At 60.5% G+C, this 22,233-nt stretch carries 20 protein-coding genes; 3 read left to right on the top strand and 17 right to left on the bottom strand.

What is annotated here, in order from left to right:
- Positions 1-382 precede the first annotated feature (382 nt).
- The 3 genes from CBW66_RS18915 to CBW66_RS18905 all read right to left on the bottom strand — a co-directional run bounded on the left by CBW66_RS18915 (position 383) and on the right by CBW66_RS18905 (position 1,830).
- Positions 383-838 carry an STY0301 family protein gene (locus tag CBW66_RS18915; protein ID WP_139841600.1) on the bottom strand — a complete coding sequence of 152 codons (456 nt, stop codon included), beginning with the start codon at positions 836-838 and terminating at the stop codon, positions 383-385.
- 8 nt (positions 839-846) lie between these two features.
- Positions 847-1,233: a BPSL0067 family protein gene (locus CBW66_RS18910; RefSeq protein ID WP_086137572.1), complete on the bottom strand. Its 387-nt coding sequence runs from the start codon at positions 1,231-1,233 to the stop codon at positions 847-849.
- Between the two features lie 150 nt (positions 1,234-1,383).
- Positions 1,384-1,830, bottom strand: a complete 447-nt coding sequence (locus CBW66_RS18905) for a response regulator (RefSeq protein ID WP_086142924.1) — start codon at positions 1,828-1,830, stop codon at positions 1,384-1,386.
- Positions 1,831-2,119: 289 nt separating this feature from the next.
- Between CBW66_RS18905 and CBW66_RS18900 the strand changes: the two genes are divergently transcribed.
- Positions 2,120-4,225 carry a TonB-dependent siderophore receptor gene (locus CBW66_RS18900; protein ID WP_086137570.1) on the top strand — a complete coding sequence of 702 codons (2,106 nt, stop codon included), beginning with the start codon at positions 2,120-2,122 and terminating at the stop codon, positions 4,223-4,225.
- A 108-nt stretch (positions 4,226-4,333) separates the two neighbouring features.
- On the opposite strand, the gene CBW66_RS29265 is transcribed toward CBW66_RS18900, so the two are convergent.
- On the bottom strand, positions 4,334-4,510 hold the full coding sequence (locus tag CBW66_RS29265; protein ID WP_216356463.1) for a hypothetical protein: 177 nt from the start codon (positions 4,508-4,510) through the stop codon (positions 4,334-4,336).
- Between the two features lie 42 nt (positions 4,511-4,552).
- Here CBW66_RS29265 and CBW66_RS18895 point away from each other — a divergent pair, with 42 nt between their 5' ends.
- Positions 4,553-5,212 carry an FxDxF family PEP-CTERM protein gene (locus CBW66_RS18895; protein ID WP_086137648.1) on the top strand — a complete coding sequence of 220 codons (660 nt, stop codon included), beginning with the start codon at positions 4,553-4,555 and terminating at the stop codon, positions 5,210-5,212.
- Positions 5,213-5,471: 259 nt separating this feature from the next.
- Complete coding sequence (locus CBW66_RS18890) at positions 5,472-5,921, top strand: hypothetical protein (protein WP_086137569.1); 450 nt, start codon at positions 5,472-5,474, stop codon at positions 5,919-5,921.
- Between the two features lie 355 nt (positions 5,922-6,276).
- Here CBW66_RS18890 and CBW66_RS18885 read toward each other — a convergent pair whose 3' ends face one another.
- The 13 genes from CBW66_RS18885 to rluB form a co-directional block, all read right to left on the bottom strand.
- Positions 6,277-6,660: a hypothetical protein gene (locus tag CBW66_RS18885; RefSeq protein WP_086137568.1), complete on the bottom strand. Its 384-nt coding sequence runs from the start codon at positions 6,658-6,660 to the stop codon at positions 6,277-6,279.
- Positions 6,661-6,819: 159 nt separating this feature from the next.
- Positions 6,820-7,392 (bottom strand): hypothetical protein, encoded by a 573-nt coding sequence (locus CBW66_RS18880; RefSeq protein ID WP_086137567.1) that lies wholly within the window; start codon positions 7,390-7,392, stop codon positions 6,820-6,822.
- Between the two features lie 168 nt (positions 7,393-7,560).
- Positions 7,561-7,908 carry an energy transducer TonB gene (locus tag CBW66_RS18875; RefSeq protein WP_070218202.1) on the bottom strand — a complete coding sequence of 116 codons (348 nt, stop codon included), beginning with the start codon at positions 7,906-7,908 and terminating at the stop codon, positions 7,561-7,563.
- Between the two features lie 60 nt (positions 7,909-7,968).
- Positions 7,969-9,729: a methyl-accepting chemotaxis protein gene (locus CBW66_RS18870; protein ID WP_230492024.1), complete on the bottom strand. Its 1,761-nt coding sequence runs from the start codon at positions 9,727-9,729 to the stop codon at positions 7,969-7,971.
- A gap of 521 nt (positions 9,730-10,250) precedes the next feature.
- Positions 10,251-10,715: a hypothetical protein gene (locus CBW66_RS18865; RefSeq protein WP_086137564.1), complete on the bottom strand. Its 465-nt coding sequence runs from the start codon at positions 10,713-10,715 to the stop codon at positions 10,251-10,253.
- Positions 10,715-11,710, bottom strand: coding sequence for a tRNA dihydrouridine(20/20a) synthase DusA (dusA, locus tag CBW66_RS18860; RefSeq protein ID WP_076569141.1), 996 nt, complete (start codon positions 11,708-11,710; stop codon positions 10,715-10,717). The genes CBW66_RS18865 and dusA overlap by 1 nt, the downstream gene beginning before the upstream one ends.
- Before the next feature lie 120 nt (positions 11,711-11,830).
- Positions 11,831-13,663, bottom strand: coding sequence for a translational GTPase TypA (gene typA, locus CBW66_RS18855; RefSeq protein WP_086137563.1), 1,833 nt, complete (start codon positions 13,661-13,663; stop codon positions 11,831-11,833).
- A 207-nt stretch (positions 13,664-13,870) separates the two neighbouring features.
- Positions 13,871-14,806 carry a tRNA pseudouridine(55) synthase TruB gene (gene truB, locus CBW66_RS18850; RefSeq protein ID WP_086137562.1) on the bottom strand — a complete coding sequence of 312 codons (936 nt, stop codon included), beginning with the start codon at positions 14,804-14,806 and terminating at the stop codon, positions 13,871-13,873.
- Between the two features lie 2 nt (positions 14,807-14,808).
- Positions 14,809-15,225: a 30S ribosome-binding factor RbfA gene (gene rbfA / locus CBW66_RS18845; RefSeq protein ID WP_086137561.1), complete on the bottom strand. Its 417-nt coding sequence runs from the start codon at positions 15,223-15,225 to the stop codon at positions 14,809-14,811.
- 118 nt (positions 15,226-15,343) lie between these two features.
- Positions 15,344-18,202: a translation initiation factor IF-2 gene (infB, locus tag CBW66_RS18840; RefSeq protein ID WP_086137560.1), complete on the bottom strand. Its 2,859-nt coding sequence runs from the start codon at positions 18,200-18,202 to the stop codon at positions 15,344-15,346.
- 46 nt (positions 18,203-18,248) lie between these two features.
- The gene (gene nusA / locus CBW66_RS18835) at positions 18,249-19,814 is read right to left on the bottom strand and encodes a transcription termination factor NusA (RefSeq protein WP_070222358.1); all 1,566 of its coding nucleotides are present in this window, start codon (positions 19,812-19,814) and stop codon (positions 18,249-18,251) included.
- A complete protein-coding gene (gene rimP, locus CBW66_RS18830; protein WP_086137559.1) occupies positions 19,811-20,299 on the bottom strand; it encodes a ribosome maturation factor RimP in 489 nt (162 codons plus the stop codon). The genes nusA and rimP overlap by 4 nt, the downstream gene beginning before the upstream one ends.
- A 344-nt stretch (positions 20,300-20,643) precedes the next feature.
- Positions 20,644-22,233: 23S rRNA pseudouridine(2605) synthase RluB (rluB, locus tag CBW66_RS18825; protein ID WP_086153658.1), on the bottom strand; the 1,590-nt coding region annotated here is incomplete at its 5' end.

The raw sequence follows: 22,233 nt of genomic DNA, 5'->3' as shown, positions 1-22,233 counted from the left end.
CCACCTTATCACGAGAGCTTGCATACGCAATTGAATGAGAGCACTGAGACATATCTGCAGAGCACTAAATTTTGTAGGAGTCAGTGCCGCTCAGATTTGATCTATACAGTAACACCCATCGGATAGCAAGCATCAGAATCTTCCAATGAGTGGGCTACAGGCCGCATAGACTGGCGAAGAAAAAAGCAGCGTCGTTGGAAGTATAAATTTCCAAGCCTTTGATTCAATATGATAAATTACTGTTAAGCGCTAGGGTTTTGATTCCTGTTGTCGTGGGTCCGAGCCCCATCAGCCACCCCACAGAATAAAGAAAAGCCCGGTTTTCGAACCGGGCTTTTTCTATTTCAGAGCAGGTTTTTATGGCGTCCATCAAACACCATGACTATTTGCACAGGATGGCAATGTTGCGCTCACCGACATGCTCACCTTGCCGATAAGTGAAAGTACAGCTGTCGATGCTGTCGTCGAGCCGCATCGCCAAGGTCAGCTGCCCCGTGCCGCCGTAACGACAGGCCAGCCATTTCCCTTCCGGAAACTTGCCATCGAGCCGATACGTATCTACCCAACCGTTTTTCAAGCGCTTTTGCCGGAAGTCCGACAGTTCGCCCAACTGCTCCGGTGGCCCGCTCATCGGCGCCGCCGCATGCAGGTAAAGTGGCGAACCGACATAGCTGGTCCAGCCTTGCGGTACATCGGCAAGCTGCAGCGAGTCCCGGGAAATCGATACTGGGCAGGCAACGGGCGCGGCGCTGGCTGTCGATTGCAGGCACGCTATGGCCAGCAGTGCCATTGCAGGCCAGCAGGCGCGTGCTGCCATTGGCGTTTTTGAGTATGCCATGACCAACCTCATTCAATCACGGAAAAGGCATCGGCGTTATCGCTGGCGTGGATGTAATTACCGTGCTTGTCCTTGCCTTGCGAGCGTATCAGCCGCACCGAGATCTCGGTCTTGCCGTCCGCTTTCCATTGGTCTGCAATATAGATGCCGCCTATCGCCTGGCCGATGAACAAGGCGGCATGATTGCCATGTGGTCGGTTCGGGTAACGCCCCCTGACAAATGTGGCGATCGCGGTTCCCGGTTTGACGGTGGCGTTCCCCAACACCGCCTCACCCTCGCGCCAGTTTGCCGTGACCGGCGCGCGAGCATAGTACTGCACCAGTGCGACGCAGTGGCGACTGCCGACAACGGGCCTGCCTTTCAACTCGGCGACATTGGAATAAATATAGGGCATGAATCATCTCCTGAGATAGATGTCATGCCACTCTATGCCGGATCAGGGACGGTGCTTTTAAGCAAGCACAACTGTTTTTCCAATCCCAGGCGCATTCTTGCAAAAAAGCCGGCATGCAGCCGGCTCTCTTCGTCTTTTACTGCAGGATACCTACCCCGCCAGCACCGACTGCACCGTCGTCGCCAGGTCTTCCAGGCGCACGGGCTTGACGAGGAAGTGGCGGAAGCCCACGGCCAGCGCATCGTCCATGTACATGGGCAGGCTGTGGCCCGTGACCGCGATCAGCACGGCATTGGCCGTTTCGGGATTGTGGTGCAGGCGGCGGCCGATTTCGATGCCGCTGATGCCGGGCATTTCGATATCGAGGTAGACGGCGTCGGGCACGCACAGCTTGACTTGCTCGACGGCCATCTGCCAGTTGCGCACCACCACGGCGTGATGGCCCAGCGCTTCGAGCAGCATGGCCAGCGATTCGCCCACTTCCTGGTTGTCATCGACCACCAGCAGATTCAATTTGCGCGCAGCACTTGCCGGCTGCTCGCCCTGGCGGCGTTCCACGGAGGAATTGCCTGGTGTCGCTTCAGTTGTCTGGCTCATTGTACGTTCACGTCTGACGGCTGCAAAAGCGGGAGTATACAAGAAGCACGCAGAATGCTGCCGCACCCGAGCAATGGTGCCAAGCGGCAATCCAATGCGCTGGCCGTACCGCGCCAGCAACACTTCCCCATCCCGCAGGCAGGCATCTAGTCACTACGCAACATTCGCAATTGACGGATAAAATGAGAATCATTATCATTCCTATCCCCTTGCGCCGGATGTTCACGCCACGATGTTGTCGCGCCGCCCGATTGCCCCGCGCAAACATTGTCATTACGGAGATCCATGCATGGCTGCCACCCCTTTCACACCGCCCTTTTCGCTGCGCCCGTGCGCGCTGGCCATCGCCCTCGCCTGCCTGGGCACCCCGCATGCCGCACAGGCACAAGATGCGAATACGGCCGAGAATCCCGGCCCCATCCTGGAATCGATCCAGGTCAGCAGCAACCTGCTGGGCACCAGCATGGCCGCCAGCACGAAAAATTTCGCGGGCGCCCGCACGGTGGTGCAGAAGGACGATATCGACAACTCGGGCGCGGCCAGCTTCAGCGACGTGATGCGCCGCATTCCCGGCGTGCAGATCAGCGACAACTCGGGCAGCGCCGGCAGCGCCATCTCGCTCAATATCGGCGTGCGCGGCCTGGCCGGACGCTATTCGCCGCGCAGCACGGTGTTACTTGACGGCATCCCGATGTCGGTCGCGCCGTATGGCCAGCCGCAACTGTCGTTCGCGCCCGTCAGCCTCGCCAATGTCGAGACGGTCGACGTGGTGCGCGGCGGCGGCGCCGTGCGCTTCGGCCCGCAAAACGTGGGCGGCATCATCAACTTCAAGACGCGCCGCGTGCCCACCACGCCAGGCATCACGGGCGACGCCAGCGTGCGCTACAACGCGTACAGCGAAGTGGGCCACAATACGCAGGCCAGCGTCTTTGCCGGCACCCAGTTAGAGAGCGGCCTGGGCCTGGCGGTGCTGTATTCCGGCATCCGCGGCAGCGACTGGCGCGCGGGCAGCGATGAAAAAGTCAACGACTTCGCCCTCAAGTTCCGCTACGACCTGAGTCCCACGGCCGAGGTCTACGGCAAGCTGTCCTACTACGACGTGACGTCGCGCACGCCGGGCGGCCTGACTGCGGCGCAATACAAGGCCGACCCGTTTCAGAACACGCGCCCGACCGACTTCTGGAGCGGCGAGCGCAAGGCTTTCGACATCGGCTACCTGAATGCTATTTCGAACACGCAGGAATTCGAGGTGCGCGCCTATTACAACAAGAGCTCGCGCGAAAGCACCCTGATCAGCGGAAAAAACCTGGGCCACCAGCCGCGCAACTATGAAACGACGGCCATCGAGCCGCGCTACACGCAGCGCTTTATTTCCGGCAAGGTATCGCAGGACGTCACCGTCGGCTACCGCTACCTGGCCGAGCGCGCCGACGAGGCCATCTACAACGTCGTCATCGCCAGCGGCGTGCGGCAGGCGCCGACGCGCTTCGCCGACAATGCTACCGATGCGCAAGCCGTGTATATCGACGACAAGATCGCCATCGACGCCTGGCGCATCACGCCCGGCGTACGCTATGAACACATCAAGACGGAACGCTTCAACCACCTGCCGGTCGACCAGAAAATCGAGTTGCTCAACAACAAGGCCCTGCCCTCGCTGAACGTGGCCTATTTGTTCAACAACAACGTGACCCTGTTCGGCAACTACAACAGCTCGTTTGGCGCCGTGCAAAATACGCAGCTCAATGCGCAATCGAGCAAGAACCCGCTGCAGCCGGAACTGGCCAAGACGGCCGAGCTGGGCGCGCGCTGGAAGAGCGGCCAGCTGTCGGCCGAAGCGACCTTGTTCAACATCAAGTTCGACAACCAGATCCAGTCCGTCGGCAGCGGCGAGAACGTCGTCTTCTACAACGTCGGCGCCACGCACCACCGTGGCCTGGAAACAGCCGTCGACTACCATTTCGACAAGTCCGGACCGCTGGCCGGCTTGAATGCCTACGCCACCTACACCTACACCAAGGCGACCCTGCAGGATGGCGCGAACGCGGGCAACGACGTGCCCTTCTATTCGCGTAACACGGATACCGTCGGCGCCCACTACCAGCTGGGCGCCTGGGGCTTCGACCTGTCGAGCAGCCACCAGAGCCGCCAGTTCGCCGACGAAGCCAACACCGTGGCGGAAAACGCGGCTGGCAACCTGGGCGTGATTCCCGGCTTCCGTACCTGGAACACGCAAGTGAAATGGAAAGTGCCGGGCCAGAACGGCCTGGAGCTGGTCGCCGGCGTCAACAATCTGACGGATAGACGCTACTTCACGCGCACCTCGGACGGCAACCTGGGCAAACTGGTGGGCGCGCCGCGCATGGTCTACCTGCAGGGACGGCTGGCGTTCTGATCCCCGCGCACGGCTGCCTATCAAATCGATATGCCGCCGCGCACGGCAGCAAAGTGAAAAAGACCTGCATCGTTGTTGTTTCGATGCAGGTTTTTTTTCGTCCCGATGTCACAAAAATACTTTGGCGCAAGCCAACTCAATGACGCGTTCGCCTTGGCCGTCCGCAGCAATGAATTCGCCACGGAAATTAATTTCCCTGTAGACATAAATGATTTCACAATTGCACATATTTTTAGCGAGCGCGTGTTCTTTGTGTGAGTTTTGGTGATATTCTTTAAATGTCATTTGAGAAATTAAATTATCCTTTAATCAAGTAAAAGAGAGCCCATGAAAACGCCAGCCACCCTCCTGAAGATCGCCGCACTGGCCACCCTGGTCACCGCTGGCGCCGCCAATGCCGCGACCGAACTGGTGGTCAATGGCAGTTTCGAAAACAACGTCATCGCCTCGGCCTGGGCCCCGCTCAGCAGCGTGACAGGCTGGACTTCATCGGCCAGCGGCAATTCAGCCTTTGAAATCCAGAAAGGCGCCACGCAAGGCGGCCAGGGCGGATTCAATCCCGTCGCCGCCAGCGGCACGCAATACCTGGAACTCAACACGGACCGCCTGACATCGGTATCGCAAGCGATCGCCACCACGGCCGGCGGCACCTATGCACTGTCGTTTGCCTACTCGGGCCGTCCCGATACGGCGGGCGGCGCGAACAGCCTGATGAATGTCTACTGGGGTTCGACTCTGCTGACGCCAACGGCATTGATCGGCAACACGAGCGGCGTGTGGCAAACCTATAGCCAGAACGTGACCGCACTCGGCTCGTCGAGCCTGCTGCGCTTCGAATCGATCGGCCCCGTCTCCGCACCGACCTACGGTTCCTACCTGGACAACGTCTCGGTGACGGCCGCCGTGCCGGAACCTGAAACCTACGCCATGATGCTGCTGGGCCTGGGCTTGCTGGGTTTCATGGCACGCCGCAAGACAGCCGCCTGATTCCGGACAGGCGCCGCGCAACAGCCGTCCCGCCGTTTGGCCGGGCGGCTTTTTCACGTCCATAGAAGCGTGCACTGTCACAACAAATGTTGCCCAAAAGAATTAAATTGGCGCTACAATAGCGGGGTATCAAGCAATGCCAAGCATCGCTCCGCCAGGGCCCCTACCCCGCCCTGATCATCAGCACGCATTTTTTGAACAGGATGACTGGCGCTGCCGGACCCGATTGCGCTCCCGGCACGGCCACCACACACGCACCATGTCCGCAGAAAAAACCATTACCGAAACGAGTTCCTACGGCAAGGAAACACCCGTGGGACGTCCCGACATCGATGGCCGCGCCGGCATTTTCGTGCCCACGGCGGAATTCGACATCAACAACACCACCACCATCCGCAAAGGCGCGGGCATTGTCGGATTCGGCAACCTCGACGGCACCCTGACCGTGTATTTCGAAGCGAACCGCTTCGACGAAAGCAATCTGCACAAATGGGAACACAAGGCGCGCAAGGCATATGACCGCATGGTCATGGGCGCGCCCACGGTGTCGAAGGCGAAGATCGATGCGCGCATGCTGGAGCAGGTCGGCATCATCGATGGCATGGGCATCAATCTCAAGCACCCGGAACGCCTGGCGCACTGGCTGGCGATTTCGAACGTGCCGGACACGGCGCCGGAAGAGCCGGTGCTGCGCTGGAAAAACCGTTAAGCAGCCGGAAAGCGAGGCGGGGCGCCAGGCACGAGGTGTTGTCCTACATCGTGGCGGACATTCATCCGATGCCCGAGAGCATTTATTCGACCTATGATGAAAGCCTGACAACCCACCTCACACCATTCAGGAGTACGACATGTCCCGCCTCATCCCGATCAGCTTTGGCGCCTTGCAAATAGGTCTGGCAGCGGCGGCGATGTATATCCTGTGCTCGGCGGACGTGCTGCACCAGAGTTCGGTATATTTCCACTGATTCAGCTTCGCGGCGCTGCTCGTCATCGCCACAAGAAAGCGCGCCGTGCTTTACGCAGCACGGCGCGCTTTCTCACGCCACAAGGACTACGCCCCCCGTCTAGCGGCGGCCGTGGTAATGCCCATGCCCGCCCCAGCCGCCGCGGTGTCCGCCATAGCGTCCAAAGCCAAACATGAAGTCCAGCCCGATCGATACGGGCGGATTGTAATAATACGGTTGCGGCGCGTACACGGGCGCCGGCACATACACGGGCTGCTGCACGTACACCGGCTGCGCTTGCACGTAGACGGGCTCGCTCGTGTATTCCACACGCGGCGCGCTCATCACGCGGCCCGACTGCACCGGTTCGGACGAGACCGTGTGCCATTCATAGGGATTGTAGGCCCCCTGCGGCGCGCGTGAACCGTAATACGCGGGCCCTGGCGGGGCCACGACGCAGCCACCCAGAGCGGCCAGCGAAATTACTGCCAACAGGGTTTTCATCGCAATTCTCCTCAATACCAATTCTATGTACTAGCTTAATTATCTACTATAAGAAATTACGCCGTGCTTTGCTGCGCTTTTACCGATTGTTACACCCCGACGCACGCCGCAACATGAGTGTGGCAATGGCGCCACAAGCGGCCCGCGCGGCAGGTTTCCTCAAATAAAAGGAATCTCGCACGTGTCGATGGCCTTGCCGGCCGCATCGTAGCGCTGCACGCACACCTGGTAGCGCACGCCGTAATCGAGCTCGACCTGCTCGACCTTGCCATACTTCAACTTCCAGCTGGGCCGCACGCGCTGCTTGCCCGCCAGGGCCGCCACGTCCTGCGGTATCGCCATCGCCGTTTGCGTCTCGCCCTGGCGCGCATCCTGGCGCCGCGCCACGTCGATCGAAACGTTCACGGCCAGGTCGACGCCGCCGTCCGCATAGGCCAGCGTCGGCGCGCTGCGCTGCGCCCGCATCACACCCCAGCTGCAAGCCTTGCCGCCGGCCTCGCATTGCTTCAATTGCGCCAGCGGGAAATATTCAGGGGCAATCTTGCCATCCTTGATGGGCCAGCTGGTGCGTACGCCGTCGCGCTTGCCCGTCAGCGGATTGTCCCAGCTCAAACTATTGACGACGGCAACGGTCTGCCCCGCCTGCAAGCCCACAGGCGTGCTCAAGGAAGCGCAGGCGGAAAGCAGCAAGCCGGTGGCCGCCAGGGAAGAAAGTGTCAGGATGCGCTGCATGGTAGGCCTCTTGTGGTGGGATATCCCGAAGGTATGTTTCGAGGGTAACAGAATCCGCGGCGGCGGCGCCGTTGGCTGCCGCACATAACAATACGGGCGGCACCCTCGCAGGCGCCGCCCGTAGCGGATACGGTCTTGCCGGGAGCCGCGCTCCCGGCAATGCGTGGATCAGTCCAGCTTCCAGGCGTAGTCGACCTTGGTCCAGGTTTGCGCAGGGGAACCATCCTTGGTGCCCGGCTTGAACTTGCATGCGGACAGGGCCTTAATGGCGGCCTTGTCCAGGTTCTTGAAGCCGCTGCTCTTCTCGACTTTCGAATCGGCAACGCTGCCATCGGCATTGACCAGGAAGGACATCGACACGGTGCCCTGCTCTTCGTTCATCAACGAGGCTTTCGGATAGTCGGCCTTGCAGTTCTTGGCATCGAACGACGCCGGCACCTCGGCAGCGAAGGCTGCGGAAGAAACGGACACCAGCAAGGCTGCTGCAACACTCATCAAACGCTTATTCTCAAACATGTGCTTCCCCATGATTATCAGATACGGTAATTACAACTTGCTGTGCGCTGTTGGCCGCGCTTAAAACTCTTCCCACTCGTCATTGCTGCTGGCCGCCGCCGCCTTGCGCGGCGCCGGGGCGGCCACGGGTTCGGCCGCTTCTACCTTGCGCGACAGCGACTTGACCGGGCGCAATGCCGGCGCCGGCTTGCGCGCGGCGACAGGAGCCGCAGCCAGCGCTACCGGTGCAGCGACATACGCCGCCGGCTTTTCTTCGCCTTCGACCAATTTGAAAATGCTGACCACGTGCGCCAGTTCGGCCGCCTGGTCTTGCAAGCTTTGCGCCGCGGCAGCCGCCTGCTCCACCAGGGCCGCATTTTGCTGCGTCATGCCATCCATTTCGATGATCGACAGGTTGACCTGTTCGATGCCGGCGCTTTGTTCCTGGCTGGCACTGGCGATCTCGCTCATGATGTCGGTCACGCGGCGCACGCTGTCGACCACTTCGCCCATCGTCACGCCAGCCTGACCGACCAGGCGCGTGCCGCGTTCCGTCTTCTCGGCCGAATCGTCGATGAGGATCTTGATTTCCTTCGCGGCGCCAGCGGAACGCTGGGCCAGGTTGCGCACTTCCGACGCCACCACGGCAAAGCCACGGCCTTGCTCGCCGGCACGTGCCGCTTCCACGGCCGCGTTCAGCGCCAGAATATTCGTCTGGAAGGCGATGCCGTCGATCACGCCGATGATGTCGACGATTTTCTTCGCCGACTCATTGATGGAGCTCATGGTGTCGACCACTTGCGACACGACGGAGCCGCCCTTCAGGGCCACGTCCGACGCGGTCGCGGCCAGCTTGTTCGCTTCGCGTGCATTGTCCGCATTCTGTTTCACGGTCGAGGTCAGCTCTTCCATCGCCGACGCCGTTTTTTCCAGCGCGCTCGCCTGCAGTTCCGTGCGCGACGACAGGTCGATATTGCCATCGGCGATCTCGCGCGAGGCCGTGCCGATGGTTTCCGTGCCGACACGTACCTGGCCGACGATGCCCACCAGGCTGTTGCGCATTTCCTTCATTTCCGCCAGCAGGCTGGAATTGTCCGATGGCTGGGTATGGATGCCGATCGACAGGTCGCCATTGGCGATGCTGCCGGCGATCGATGCCGTGTAGTCAGGTTCGCCGCCCAGCTGTTTCAGCAGGCCGTGGGTAATCACCAGTGCCGCCGCCACGCCCATCGCCACGGCCAGCACGCCGAGGATGATCATGAACAGGCGCGCGCTGTCGAAGGCCTTGCGGGCGTCCGCTTGCATCTGCTCATTGAGCTTGTCTTCCAGGGTGGCCAGCTGCTCCAGCGCTTCCATCCATTTTTTCTGCACCGGGCGGATTTCCTTGATCATCACGCGCGTGGCGCCTTCCGCATCGTTGGCCATCCACAGTGCGGATGCCTTGGCGATGGCCGGCATGGCGGCCGCTTCGTATTCCTTGATCGACGCGAGCAGGGTTTTTTCTTCGGCAGTCGACTCGACGGCGAATTTCTCCTCGAGCTTCTTCTGCGTTTCCTGATAGGTGCTGGTCTGCGTCTTGATACGCGCCATTTCCGGCTCCATATCGCTCGCGTCGGTCATCAGGGTGAGGATGCGCAGCGAGGTGATGCGGTCGCTGACGTTGCCACGCATATCGATCACCAGGCGGGTGACGACGTTGTTGACATTGATCACGTGATCGAGACGTTCCTGGATTTGCGCCATGCGCGCGATGCCGAGGACGGTCACGGCCACCAGCAGAACCAGTACCAGGGCGAAACCCAGGCCCAGGCGGGTACCAACCTTCATTTTTGCTAAATTCATTTCGGCTCTTCGTAAATGAAACTATTGATAAGGATTTTTTGCCCGGCACGACAAGACGAAGGCTGCGGTACACCGGTATCCGCCCTTACCCATTGGTATGCTGGCGGTATCCGGCTGCACGCAGCCTGGGGTACTTCCTGGTCCTTCGCCAGCCCTGAAACAGCCAGTGACTGCGAATGCAAACTTGCTTCACACGCTGAATTTTTGACACTGCTGATATGAGATCAACATCAAACATTCATATGAGAAATATTTGTCTATAATCAATTATAGGTGTAAATTTTGCCTCAAAGCAAGCAATAAGTACCTGAATAAATAGCAGATTAACTTTCTTCGGGGAAATGGCAACAATGCCGATTCTTGCCTCCTAGAAATGCCCCATGGCAGTGCGGGCGTGCGCCGAAACGGCGCATTTACAACACATGGCGTAGCCATATTGCATCGTTTTGGAGGAGGTGCTCAGAGGAAGGGGGAGTACGGACAATACCACTGCGCAGAGGCAGCGGTATAGACAAGTTGGCTCAGCTGTCCCAGCTGCAATGCATCACATAGGCGTGGCACTCTGTGCCAAAGACAAAGACGCTCCAGATGGCGCCCAATTGCCCGGCCAGGCTGATCTGACCAGACGATACCAGTTGATACCAGCGGGGCTCGGCGCGCAGCAGTTCGGCCAGTTCGCGCTCGAAACCGTCATATAAACGCGCATCGAGCGGCTGGCGATCCGCCTCGCTCATGGGACGAAACCGTTCCAGCAGCCACTGGCGCGGCGTGCAGGCGATGCCGCTGCACGCCACGCTTTCGAGCGGCTGCAAGGACAAGCCCGCCGGCGCAATCCGCAGCACGCGGCACAGCGCGTCGAGCGATGCCTGCGGCGCGACGGGTCCCAGATACTCGCAAAGAAACAAGCTGCCGTCATCCTTCAGGGCGCTGACGGCCAGCAAGTAGCCCTCGATTACGCGCGCAAGGCCGTGGCAGTCGCCGCTCATCAGGCAGGCAGCGACAGCCGCGCCGCCGCTTCCAGCAGCAGGCGCGGATCACCGGACGCCAGCTTCTTCGAGTCCGACAGGGTCTGGCGGAAGCCGCGCGCGCCGGGCAGGTTTTGCATCAGGCCCAGCATGTGGCGCGTGACGCTATTGAGCTTCAGGCGCCCTGCCTCCTTTTCCAGCTGCGCGCTGATATAAGGAATCATCGCCTCGAGCACCTGCTCGCGCGTTTTGACAGGAGCGTCGTCGCCGTAGTAGCGCTGGTCGAACTGCGCCATCACGTAGGGGTTGTGGTAGGCCTCGCGGCCCAGCATCACGCCATCGAGGTGCTGCAAATGCAGGTCGATCTCGTCCAGGGTCTTGATGCCGCCGTTGATGATGAACTCGAATTGGGGGAAGTCGCGCTTCAGGCGGTAGGCGTAATCGTATTTCAGGGGCGGCACTTCGCGGTTTTCCTTCGGGCTCAGGCCTTTCAGGATGGCATTGCGCGCATGCACGATAAACGTCTTGCAGCCGGCATCGGCCACGGTGCCGACGAAGTCGCGCACGAAGTCGTACGATTCGCTGTCGTCGATGCCGATGCGGTGCTTCACGGTCACGTCGATATCGACCACGTCGCGCATGGCTTTCACGCAGTCGGCCACCAGTTGCGGTTCGGCCATCAGGCAGGCGCCAAACGCGCCTTTTTGCACGCGCTCGGACGGGCAGCCGCAATTGAGGTTGACCTCGTCGTAGCCCCACTGCTGTCCCAGCCTGGCACTGGTGGCCAGGTCTGTCGGATCGCTGCCGCCCAGCTGCAGCGCCACCGGATGCTCTTCCTCGTTGAAGCGCAAATGGCGCTCCACGTCGCCATACACGAGAGCGCCCGTCGTCACCATCTCGGTGTAGAGCCAGGTGTGGCGCGTGATTTCGCGGTGGAACTTGCGGCAATGGCGGTCGGTCCAGTCCATCATCGGGGCGACGGACAGGCGGCGGGAAGGCAAAGAAGAGGAAGTCATGGTGTCTACAAAAAAACAGGAGCTGCAAATGACAAACCCGCTGCGCGCCTTACCGGTGAAGGAAAGGCGGAGCAACGGGCTTGAGCGCGGCATGGCCCGCAGGCCATGCTTTACAACAGATTACGAATCACGCGACGCTTTTTTACGCTCGTGCTCTTTCAGGAAGCGCTTGCGCAGACGGATCGATTTCGGCGTGATTTCCACCAGTTCGTCGTCCTCGATGAATTCGACTGCGTATTCCAGCGACATCTGAATTGGCGGTACCAGGCGCACTGCTTCGTCGGTACCCGACGAACGCACGTTGGTCAGCTGCTTGCCCTTGATCGGATTGACGACCAGGTCGTTGTCGCGCGAGTGGATACCGATGATCATGCCTTCGTACACTGGATCGTTGTGCGACACGAACATGCGGCCGCGGTCTTGCAGTTTCCAGATAGCGTAGGCAACGGCGGCGCCGTCATCTTGCGAGATCAGCACGCCGTTGCGACGGCCAGCCATTTCGCCACGGGTGTTGTCGACTGGTGCGTATTCGTGGAATACGTGGCTCATCAGGCCGGTACCGCGGGTCAGGGTCATGAATTCGCCCTGGAAGCCGATCAGGCCACGCGCCGGGATCAGGTACTCGAGACGCACGCGGCCCTTGCCATCCGATTCCATGTTTTGCAGGTCGCCGCGACGACGGCCCAGTTCTTCCATGACGCCGCCCTGGTTGGCTTCTTCCACGTCGACCGACAGGTTTTCAAACGGCTCGTGGCGCACGCCATCGACCATCTTGAACACCACGCGTGGACGCGAAACGGCCAGCTCGAAGCCTTCGCGACGCATGTTTTCGATCAGAATCGTCAGGTGCAGCTCGCCGCGGCCCGAGACTTCAAAGATCGTGTCGTCGTCGGTCGGCGCGACGCGCAGAGCAACGTTGGCTTTCAATTCTTTTTCCAGACGGTCACGCAGCTGGCGCGAGGTCACGAACTTGCCTTCGCGGCCAGCCAGTGGCGAGTTGTTGACCATGAAGTTCATGGTCAGGGTCGGCTCGTCGACGGTCAGCATCGGCAGCGCTTCTGGCGTGTCGATTGCGCACAGGGTCGAACCGATACCGATTTCGTCGATACCGTTGATCAGGCAGATGTCGCCGGCAACGGCTTCGTCCACCAGCACGCGCTCCAGGCCCTTGAAGTTCAGCACCTGGTTGATGCGGCCTTTGATAGGCGTAGCGCCTGGACCATTGATGACCAGCACGTCTTGACCAACTTTCACGGTACCGCGGTTGACGCGGCCAATGCCGATCTTGCCGACGTACGACGAGTAGTCCAGCGAGGTGATCTGCATTTGCAGCGGGCCTTCCGGATTGTCGTCGCGCACTGGAACGTGTTCCAAGATGGCGTCGAACATCGGCTTCATGTCGCCGCCGCGCACGTCTTCGGTCAGGCCGGCATAGCCGTTCAGGCCCGAAGCGTAAACGATAGGGAAATCCAGTTGCTCGTCGGTAGCGCCCAGTTTGTCGAACAGTTCGAACGTCTGGTTGATGGCCCAGTCCGGGCGTGCGCCTGGACGGTCAATCTTGTTGACGATAACGATAGGCTTCAGACCCAGTGCCAGCGCCTTGCGCGTGACGAAACGGGTTTGCGGCATCGGGCCTTCCTGCGCATCGATCAGCAGCAGAACCGAGTCCACCATCGACAGAACACGTTCCACTTCGCCACCGAAGTCGGCGTGGCCTGGGGTGTCGACGATGTTGATGTGGGTGCCTTCGTATTCAACAGCGCAGTTCTTCGACAGAATCGTAATGCCGCGCTCCTTTTCCAGGTCGTTCGAGTCCATGACTCGGGTGTCGACCGCTTGGTTTTCACGGAAGGTGCCGGACTGGCGCAGCAGCTGATCCACCAGCGTGGTTTTGCCGTGGTCAACGTGGGCGATAATGGCGATATTACGAATTGCGCGTTTTGTATTTGACATGGTCGTAGTAGTTACTGAAAAACTGCGGAGTGCGTACAAGATGTACGAGATACCCGAATGCTAATCTATTTCCGGAACCGCGTAGTATAGCATGTTGCGTTGCAACGCTATCTAAAAATGCTGGCGGCTCCTGCTGTCGGGGACGGATTGTTTAAAAAAGCGACACTGTTTAACGAGTGTCGCTGGGTAATATGACGTTGCTGTGACTTAATGGTGTGCCGTGGCGATCAGCCGTTCGGGGGCCAGGATGCTGTACTCCTGCAACTGGCCCGTGCCCAGCAGCTTGCTGTCGTGATACACGCGCACCCTGCCCGGCTCGTTTGGCACGGCGACGTCTTCCTTGCCCAGCGCGATGCGCTGGCCATGCAGGAAACGTTTGGCCAACTCTTCCGTCAACTGCACGGCGGGAAAGCTCGACAGCAAGGCATCGACGGGCGCGAGCAAGCTCAGCGGCGCGGCATGCGCCGTCAGTTCGTCCAAGGTGACGACGCCATCCAAAGTCAGGCTGCCGACCTGCGTGCGGCGCAAGGCATTCAGATGGCCGCCGCAACCCAAGGCATGGCCGATGTCTTCGCCCAGCACGCGGATATACGTGCCCTTGCTGCACATCACGGACAATTTCAGGAACGGGGCTTCATAGCCGAGGAACTCGAGCTTGTGGATGGTCACCGGACGCGCTTCGCGCTCCAGGGTGATGCCTTCCCGGGCATACTCATATAAGGGCTTGCCGTCGCGTTTCAAGGCCGAGTACATGGGCGGCGTCTGCAGGATAGGCCCGCGGAACCGCGCCAGCACGGCCTCGATCTGCTCCGCCGTCACGTTGACGTCGCGCGTTTCCAGCACCTCGCCTTCGGTGTCGCCCGTATCCGTCGTCTGCCCCAGGTGCACCAGGGTTTCGTAAGTCTTGTCGGCTTCCAGCAAGTCCTGCGAAAACTTCGTCGCCTCGCCAAAGCACAGCGGCAGCAAGCCCGTGGCGAATGGATCCAGCGTGCCCGTATGGCCCGCTTTTTTCGCGTTCAAGACGCGCTTGGCCTTGATCAGGGCGTCGTTGCTGGACCAGCCCACGGGCTTATCGAGCAGCAAGACGCCGTCGACCAGGTCGCGCACCCGCTTGATGCCGGGCGGTTTCTTCGGACCGGCCACTGTTATTGCTCGTCCGCTTCTGGCTTGACATCGGGCTCGGCGTCGGCCGCGCGCGTGGCGTTGGCCTTGTCGATCAGCAAGGACATTTCCATGCCGCGCGAGGTCGAGCTGTCGTGCACGAAATGCAGCATCGGCAGGGTGTGGATGTGCAGGCGCTTGCCCAGCAAGCCACGGATGAAGCCGGCCGCGGCCATCAGGCCTTCGGTGGTGTTCTTCACGGCTTCCTTGCTGTCTTTCAACATCGTGAAAAACACCTTGGCGTGCGCGTAATCGGGCGTGATCTGCACTTCGGTGATGGTGATCATCGTGCCCACGCGCGGGTCTTTCAATTCGTAGGCGACGATTTCAGCCAGATCGCGCTGAATCTGGTCGGCCACGCGCAAGCCGCGCGCTGGCATGGTTTTGCTATGTTTAGCCATGATTTTTATGCTGTCCTAAGTGCCGCAGGGCGCATGGGTCAAACGGTTGCCCGTTGACCAATGCGCCCCACGTGTTTGCGCGGACATCACTATGTCCGCGCCTTTGTTCTTGCTGTGATTACAGGGTACGAGCGATTTCCTGGACTTCGAACACTTCCAGCGTGTCGCCAACCTGAATGTCGTTGTAGTTCTTCAGCGACAGGCCGCACTCCAGACCGGCGCGAACTTCTTTCGCGTCGTCCTTGAAGCGTTTCAGGGAGTCGATCTCGCCGCTCCACACCACGATGTTGTTGCGCAACAGGCGGACGGAAGAAGCACGCTTGACCACGCCATCGGTGACCAGGCAACCGGCAATCGCGCCCACTTTCGAGACCAGGATAACCTGGCGGATCTCGACCTGGCCGATGACGGTTTCGCGTTTCTCTGGTGCCAACATGCCCGACAACGCCGATTTGATCTCGTCGATCGCATCGTAAATGATGTTGTAGTAGCGAATGTCCACGCCATTCGACTCGGCCAGCTTGCGTGCCTGGGCATCAGCACGGGCGTTGAAGCCGATGATGACCGCTTTCGAGGCGACTGCCAGGTTGACGTCCGATTCCGTGATGCCGCCGACGGCCGCGTGCACAACTTGCACGCGCACTTCGGAGGTCGACAGTTTCTGCAACGAACCGACCAGCGCTTCCTGCGAACCTTGCACGTCGGTCTTGATGATCAATGGCAAGTTTTTCACTTCGCCTTCGGCCATCTGGTCGAACATGTTTTCCAGTTTCGCCGCTTGCTGTTTCGCCAGTTTCACATCGCGGAACTTGCCTTGACGGAACAGGCCGATTTCACGCGCCTTGCGCTCGTCAGCCATGACGACGACTTCTTCACCGGCAACCGGCACTTCCGTCAGACCCTGGATTTCAACCGGAATCGAAGGACCCGCTTCAGCGATGGACTTGCCGTTCTCGTCCAGCATGGCGCGCACGCGGCCATACGAAGAGCCGGCCAGAATCACGTCGCCGCGTTTCAGGGTACCGGACTGCACCAGGATCGTCGCGACAGGACCACGGCCCTTGTCCAGACGCGCCTCGACGACCAGGCCGCGCGCAGGCGCTTCGACCGGTGCCGTCAGTTCCAGCACTTCGGCTTGCAACAGCACTTGTTCCAGCAGGTCGTCGATGCCCTGACCCGTTTTGGCCGACACCGGCACGAATGGCGATTCGCCACCGTATTCTTCCGGCACGACTTGTTCGGCGACCAGTTCCTGCGTCACGCGGTCCACGTTGCCGCCCGGTTTGTCGACCTTGTTGATCGCCACCACCAGCGGTACGCCAGCTGCTTTCGCGTGGGCAATCGCTTCTTTCGTTTGCGGCATCACGCCATCGTCGGCGGCAACCACCAGGATGACGATGTCGGTTGCCTTGGCGCCACGGGCACGCATGGCGGTAAACGCTTCGTGGCCCGGGGTGTCGAGGAAGGTGATCATGCCGCGTGGCGTATCGACGTGGTAAGCGCCGATATGCTGGGTAATGCCGCCCGCTTCGCCGGAAGCAACCTTGGCGCGACGGATGTAATCGAGCAGCGAGGTCTTGCCGTGGTCGACGTGACCCATGACGGTGACCACCGGTGCGCGCGGCTTGGTTTCGAAGTGCGCGTGTTCGCCCACGTCGGCCAGCAGCGCTTCCGGATCGTCCAGTTCGGCGGCGAACGCCTTGTGGCCCATTTCTTCCACCAGAATCATGGCGGTTTCCTGGTCCAGCACCTGGTTGATCGTGCACATCTGGCCCAATTTCATCAAATGCTTGATGACTTCGGATGCCTTGACGGACATTTTGTGTGCCAGTTCGGCCACGGTGATCGTTTCCGGTACGTGCACGTCTTTGACGACGGCTTCCGTCGGTGCCTGGAAGTTCGATTCACGGTCGTCATGGTGCGTCGGGCGACGGCCCTTCGCGCCACCGCGCCAGCTGTCACGGCCGCCTGGGCCGCTATTGCCGCGTGGCTTGGGACCACCGGTGGTGCCGCGTTTTTTCGCGTCATCGGACCAGGTGGACGACACATTGGCCGACTTGATGGATTTCTTGTCTGCAACAGCAGGCTTCTTGTCGCCCGGCTTGTCGCCAGGTTTCTTGTCAGCAGGCTTGTGCAGGGTGCCTTCCGGCGCCTTCGGCTTGACGGGAACCGGTGCTGGTTCCGGTGCCTTGATGGCGCGGCGTGGCGCGTTCATCATGGCCTTGATCTGGGCGACTTCGTCGGCAACGGCCTTGCGTGCGCGCTCGGTGGCTTCCGCTTTGTCAGCGGCTTCCTTGGCGGCAACAGCAGCGGCAGCGGCTTTCTTTTTCGCTTCTTCGGCGGCAGCGGCTTTTTTCGCTTCGGCGGCGGCGTCGTCAACGACAGGCGCGGCGGCGCTTGCGGCAGGCGCGGCAGCAGCTTTGGCGGCCGCTTTCTTCGCTTCCGCTTCCGCTTCTTTCTTCGCAGCCAATTCAGCCTGTTGCGTGGCTTTCGCCTGGGCTTCTTTTTCCGCGTCGAGCTTGGCCAGACGTTCTTGCTTTTCACGCAGATCGGCTTCCTGGCGGGCGATCAGTTCAGCCTGTTTACGGGCTTCTTCCTCACGGCGCGCCACGTCGGCGGGATCGATCACCGGTGCGGCAGGCGCGACCGGTTCTGCCGCGACCGGCGCAGCTTCGTCACGCTGGACGAAAGTGCGTTTCTTGCGCACTTCCACCTGGATGGTGCGCGATTTGCCGGTGGCGTCAGCTTGCTTGATCTCAGTCGTTTCCTTGCGGGTCACGGTGATTTTTTTCTTTTCTGTGTCAGCCGCTGCGCCGTGTGTGCGGCGCAGATGATCCAAAAGCTTGTCCTTATCATCTTTCGACAATGGATCTGACGTCGAACTTTTCTCGACGCCGGCAGAACGCAGCTGCGTCAGCAGCAAATCTGCAGGCATCTTCAGTTCGGTGGCAAATTGGGCTACGTTGTTACTCGCCATTCAGTCCTCTTTTCTATGTGTCGCGGAGATGATAAAGATACTCAAATTAAGCCTTTGCGGATTCGGCCAGACTCCATGCCTTGGCTTGCAACGCCTTGGCACGATCGTCGTATTTCGAGTCAACCAACTTCATCTCATCGTCGGTCACATCTTTAAATTCACTTGTAATCAGTTCACGCGCACGGTCCGCAGACAAGGCCAGGATTGCGCCAAATTCGTCGTATGCCAGTGCTGCAAATGCTTCTACGGTCTTGATACCAGCCAGACCCAGCTTGCCGGCGGTGATGCGATCCATGCCTTCCAGATTCACCAACGCCTCGTCCATGCCTTCCAGACCCTCTTCCGAAGCGATCGCTTCGGTCACGAGCGCATCACGCGCACGGGTACGGAGTTCATTGACGGTATCTTCGTCAAACGATTCGATTTCCAGCATTTCGGAAATTGGCACGTAAGCGATTTCTTCCAGACTGGCGAAACCTTCTTCCACCAGAATATCGGCCACTTCCTGGTCGACATCGAGCTTTTCCATGAACAGGATGCGCACGGCAGCCGTTTCCTGGGCAGCTTTGTCGGCCGATTCTTCGGCCGTCATGATGTTGATCTTCCAGCCGGTCAGGTCCGAGGCCAGGCGCACGTTCTGGCCGGAACGGCCGATCGCGATTGCCAGGTTTTCTTCATCCACGACGACATCCATCGCGTGTTTTTCTTCATCGACCATGATCGACGACACGTTCGCCGGCGCCAGGGCGCCGATGACGAACTGCGCCGGATCTTCCGACCACAGCACGATGTCGACGCGTTCGCCGCCCAACTCGCCGGTCACGGCCTGCACGCGCGAACCGCGCATGCCGACGCAAGTACCGATCGGGTCGATGCGCTTGTCGGCCGTGTAGACGGCGATCTTGGCGCGCACGCCGGCATCGCGGGCTGCGGATTTAATTTCCAGCATGCCTTGCTCGATTTCCGGCACTTCCAGCTCGAACAGCTTCATGATGAATTCCGGCGCGGTGCGCGACAGGATCACTTGCGGGCCGCGCATATTGCGGTCGATGCGCAAGATGTAGGCACGCACGCGGTCGCCGATACGCAGATTCTCTTTCGGAATCATCTGGTCGCGCGGCAAACGTGCTTCGATCTTGCCCGATTCGACGATGGCGTCGCCGCGCTCCATGCGCTTGATGGTGCCGGTGACGAGCGAATCGCCGCGCTCCAGGAAGTCGACCAGGATCTGTTCACGTTCAGCGTCACGCACGCGCTGCAGGACCACCTGTTTGGTATCCTGGGCGAAACGGCGGCCGAATTCAACGGATTCGATCGGTTCTTCGATGTGGTCATCGACTTCGATATCGGGAATCTGTTCTTTTGCCTCGAAATGCAGGATCTCCTGATCCGGCAATTGCAGGCCCGCTTCATCGGGCACCACGTGCCAGCGGCGGAACGATTCGAATTCGCCCGTTTCGCGGTCGATCGAAACGCGGATGTCTACTTCACCCTCATACCGTTTCTTCGTGGCTTGCGCCAACGCGAATTCGAGGGCGCCGAAGACGACATCTTTATCGACGTTTTTTTCGCGCGCCAGCGCGTCAACCAATAATAAAACTTCGCGGCTCATGCTTTGCGTCCCTTAAAAACCACCTGCGGCACCAAGCGTGCCTTATCCACATCGGCGAGCGTAAACTCCAACATCGCCGGACCATCCTTACCTTCAAATTCCAACGACAATTTATCGCCCACGGGTTCTTGCAAGATCCCCTGGAACGATTTCCGGTTGTTCGTACCCGGCATCGCCAGCATCAGCTTGACGATGATTTCCTGGCCTGCGAAACGGACAAAGTCTTCCAGCTTGCGCACCGGACGATCGAGACCCGGGGAAGAAATCTCGAGACGCTCGTAAGGAACGTTCTCTACCGTCAACACATGCGATAACTGGTGACTGACCGTGGCACAGTCTTCGACCGTGATCGGACCTTTTTCAGCGGCATCGGCGGCGCTGAAATCAATAAAGACGCGCAGCAGTCCGCGCTCGGCACGTTCGACATCAACGAGCTCATAGCCCAGACCTGTAACTGTCTTTTCAATTAATCCCAACTGCTGCAAGAAATTCTCCAGAAATAAGGCCCGTTTTCGGCATGACAGCGCCGCAATAAGCGCCGACAACACGCAAAAAACACGCGCAAGTCATATATGGCCCCTTGTTGGCGCCATTACAAACGGTTCAACAAAAAAAAAATGGGCATCTGCCCATCTTCTTGTATTTTCCCAACCAGATGAAAGCACTCCCCACCAAACAACCCTGCGGAGAACTTTTATTAGGCTGCAGATTATAACCTCTTATTAACTTCGCCGCAATGCCGCACACGAGGAGCGGCCCGGCTTACAACAGTTACAAGAGCGCGCACCCGCGGCAAACCGGCGGGCGCGCAAGAAGAAACTCTTCCCGATTAACCTTTGCTGCGGCGGCGCGGCATGCCATCCATGCCGCCACGCGGCTGCCCGCCGGAACGCGCTTGCCCACCAGCACCGCCCGCATTGCGGCGCGGACCCGTATTGGCGAAGCCGAATGCCGTTTGCAGCGGATCGGGCTGGCGCGGACCGCGCTGCGGCGCGCGGCCTTCGGCGCCCGGACGCCCCTGGCCGCCGCCACGCGGCGCACGACCCTGGCCTTGCGGCAAACCGTCGAACGATGCCGACGAGCGTGGCTGACCGCCCTGGAACGGACCTTGCGGCTGGCCACGGCCAGGACCACGTGCCTCACCTGGACGGCCGGCGCCGCCCGGGCGGCCCTGTCCTTGCGGACGGGCAAACTGGCCTTGCGGCTGGCCACGGCGCGGCGCGACGGGGAAGGGATCGGCGTTGCGGTTGCTCACGTCGATGCGGTTGCCATTCGGTTCGTCATCGCGGCTGGCCTTGCGCGCTTCACGGCCCTTGGCGGCGCCAGCGGCGCGCGGGTCGCCCGATGGCGGCATTTTCTTTTCGATGCCGTAGGCGGCCAGCAGGTCGCGCACGGTATTTTCATCCATTTCTTCCCAGCGGCCGCGCTTCAGGCCGCTCGGCAGGGTCATCGCGCCGTAGCGGGTACGGATCAGGCGCGACACGGTCAGGCCGATGGCTTCGAACATGCGGCGCACTTCACGGTTGCGGCCTTCGCCGATCACCACGCGGTACCACTTGTTGATGCCCTCGCCGCCGCCATCGGCGATCTTCGAGAACTGCGCCATGCCGTCTTCCAGCTCGACGCCGGCCAGCAGCTTCTGGCGCATGCCTTCTTCCAGCTCGCCCAGGGTACGCACGGCGTACTCGCGGTCGATGCCGTAGCGCGGGTGCATCAGGCGGTTGGCCAAGTCACCCGAGGTGGTAAACAGCAGCAAGCCTTCCGTGTTGAAGTCGAGGCGGCCAACGGCCAGCCATTTGCCGGCCTTCATGGTCGGCAGGCGGTCGAACACGGATGGACGGCCGTCCGGGTCGTTGTGGCTGACGATTTCGCCGGCAGGCTTATGGTAGACCAGCACGCGCGGCGGCTTCTTGCTGACGCGGCGCTGGATCAACTTGCCATTGATGCGCACATGATCGCTCGGCAAGATACGCTGGCCGATGTGGGCCGGCTCGCCATTCACGGACACGCGGCCCGAAATAATCAGGTCTTCCATGTCGCGGCGCGAACCGAGACCGGCTTCGGCCAGCACCTTGTGCAGCTTCGGCGCATCGTCGTCGGACGTCAGGTCGCGGCGCACGACGGCTTTCTGCATGCGGCCCGTGCCGCCGTCTTCGCTGTCGAACGCGTCGGAAGTGACGAACGAGAACACGGCATCAGCGTCGCTGACCTTGCCTGGCGCGGCCTGGCGGCCCTTGCCCTTTTTACGGCTCTTGCCGGCATTCTTGCCAGCGCCCGGCACGTCGTTGCGGGGGCCGCGCGGCAGGCGCGGGCCGGACACGAGCTTGCCTTCAGCATCGAACACGTCGGCGACAGGCGCGGCAGCTTGCTCTGCGACAGGCGCGGCTTCGGCGGCCTGCGGCGCGTCGGCGCGCGGCTG

The organism is Janthinobacterium sp. GW456P (genome assembly GCF_002127655.1).
In the GTDB taxonomy this organism is placed as follows: Bacteria; Pseudomonadota; Gammaproteobacteria; order Burkholderiales; family Burkholderiaceae_D; genus Janthinobacterium.
Note: the sequence above shows the minus strand (reverse complement) of the source record. Positions and strands in the feature narration are given on the sequence as shown.

Excerpts from the sequence above, each read along its gene's own strand:
- CBW66_RS18910 (WP_086137572.1), bottom strand. The coding sequence starts at position 1,233 with ATGCCCTATATTTATTCCAATGTCGCCGAGTTGAAAGGCAGGCCCGTT.
- infB (WP_086137560.1), bottom strand. The coding sequence starts at position 18,202 with ATGGCGAGTAACAACGTAGCCCAATTTGCCACCGAACTGAAGATGCCT.
- CBW66_RS18890 (WP_086137569.1), top strand. The coding sequence starts at position 5,472 with ATGTCCGCAGAAAAAACCATTACCGAAACGAGTTCCTACGGCAAGGAA.
- CBW66_RS18880 (WP_086137567.1), bottom strand. The coding sequence starts at position 7,392 with ATGCAGCGCATCCTGACACTTTCTTCCCTGGCGGCCACCGGCTTGCTG.
- CBW66_RS18870 (WP_230492024.1), bottom strand. The coding sequence starts at position 9,729 with ATGAATTTAGCAAAAATGAAGGTTGGTACCCGCCTGGGCCTGGGTTTC.
- nusA (WP_070222358.1), bottom strand. The coding sequence starts at position 19,814 with ATGAGCCGCGAAGTTTTATTATTGGTTGACGCGCTGGCGCGCGAAAAA.
- CBW66_RS18865 (WP_086137564.1), bottom strand. The coding sequence starts at position 10,715 with ATGAGCGGCGACTGCCACGGCCTTGCGCGCGTAATCGAGGGCTACTTG.
- CBW66_RS18875 (WP_070218202.1), bottom strand. The coding sequence starts at position 7,908 with ATGTTTGAGAATAAGCGTTTGATGAGTGTTGCAGCAGCCTTGCTGGTG.
- dusA (WP_076569141.1), bottom strand. The coding sequence starts at position 11,710 with ATGACTTCCTCTTCTTTGCCTTCCCGCCGCCTGTCCGTCGCCCCGATG.
- rbfA (WP_086137561.1), bottom strand. The coding sequence starts at position 15,225 with ATGGCTAAACATAGCAAAACCATGCCAGCGCGCGGCTTGCGCGTGGCC.
- CBW66_RS18885 (WP_086137568.1), bottom strand. The coding sequence starts at position 6,660 with ATGAAAACCCTGTTGGCAGTAATTTCGCTGGCCGCTCTGGGTGGCTGC.
- CBW66_RS18900 (WP_086137570.1), top strand. The coding sequence starts at position 2,120 with ATGGCTGCCACCCCTTTCACACCGCCCTTTTCGCTGCGCCCGTGCGCG.
- CBW66_RS18905 (WP_086142924.1), bottom strand. The coding sequence starts at position 1,830 with ATGAGCCAGACAACTGAAGCGACACCAGGCAATTCCTCCGTGGAACGC.
- typA (WP_086137563.1), bottom strand. The coding sequence starts at position 13,663 with ATGTCAAATACAAAACGCGCAATTCGTAATATCGCCATTATCGCCCAC.
- CBW66_RS29265 (WP_216356463.1), bottom strand. The coding sequence starts at position 4,510 with ATGACATTTAAAGAATATCACCAAAACTCACACAAAGAACACGCGCTC.
- CBW66_RS18915 (WP_139841600.1), bottom strand. The coding sequence starts at position 838 with ATGGCATACTCAAAAACGCCAATGGCAGCACGCGCCTGCTGGCCTGCA.
- CBW66_RS18895 (WP_086137648.1), top strand. The coding sequence starts at position 4,553 with ATGAAAACGCCAGCCACCCTCCTGAAGATCGCCGCACTGGCCACCCTG.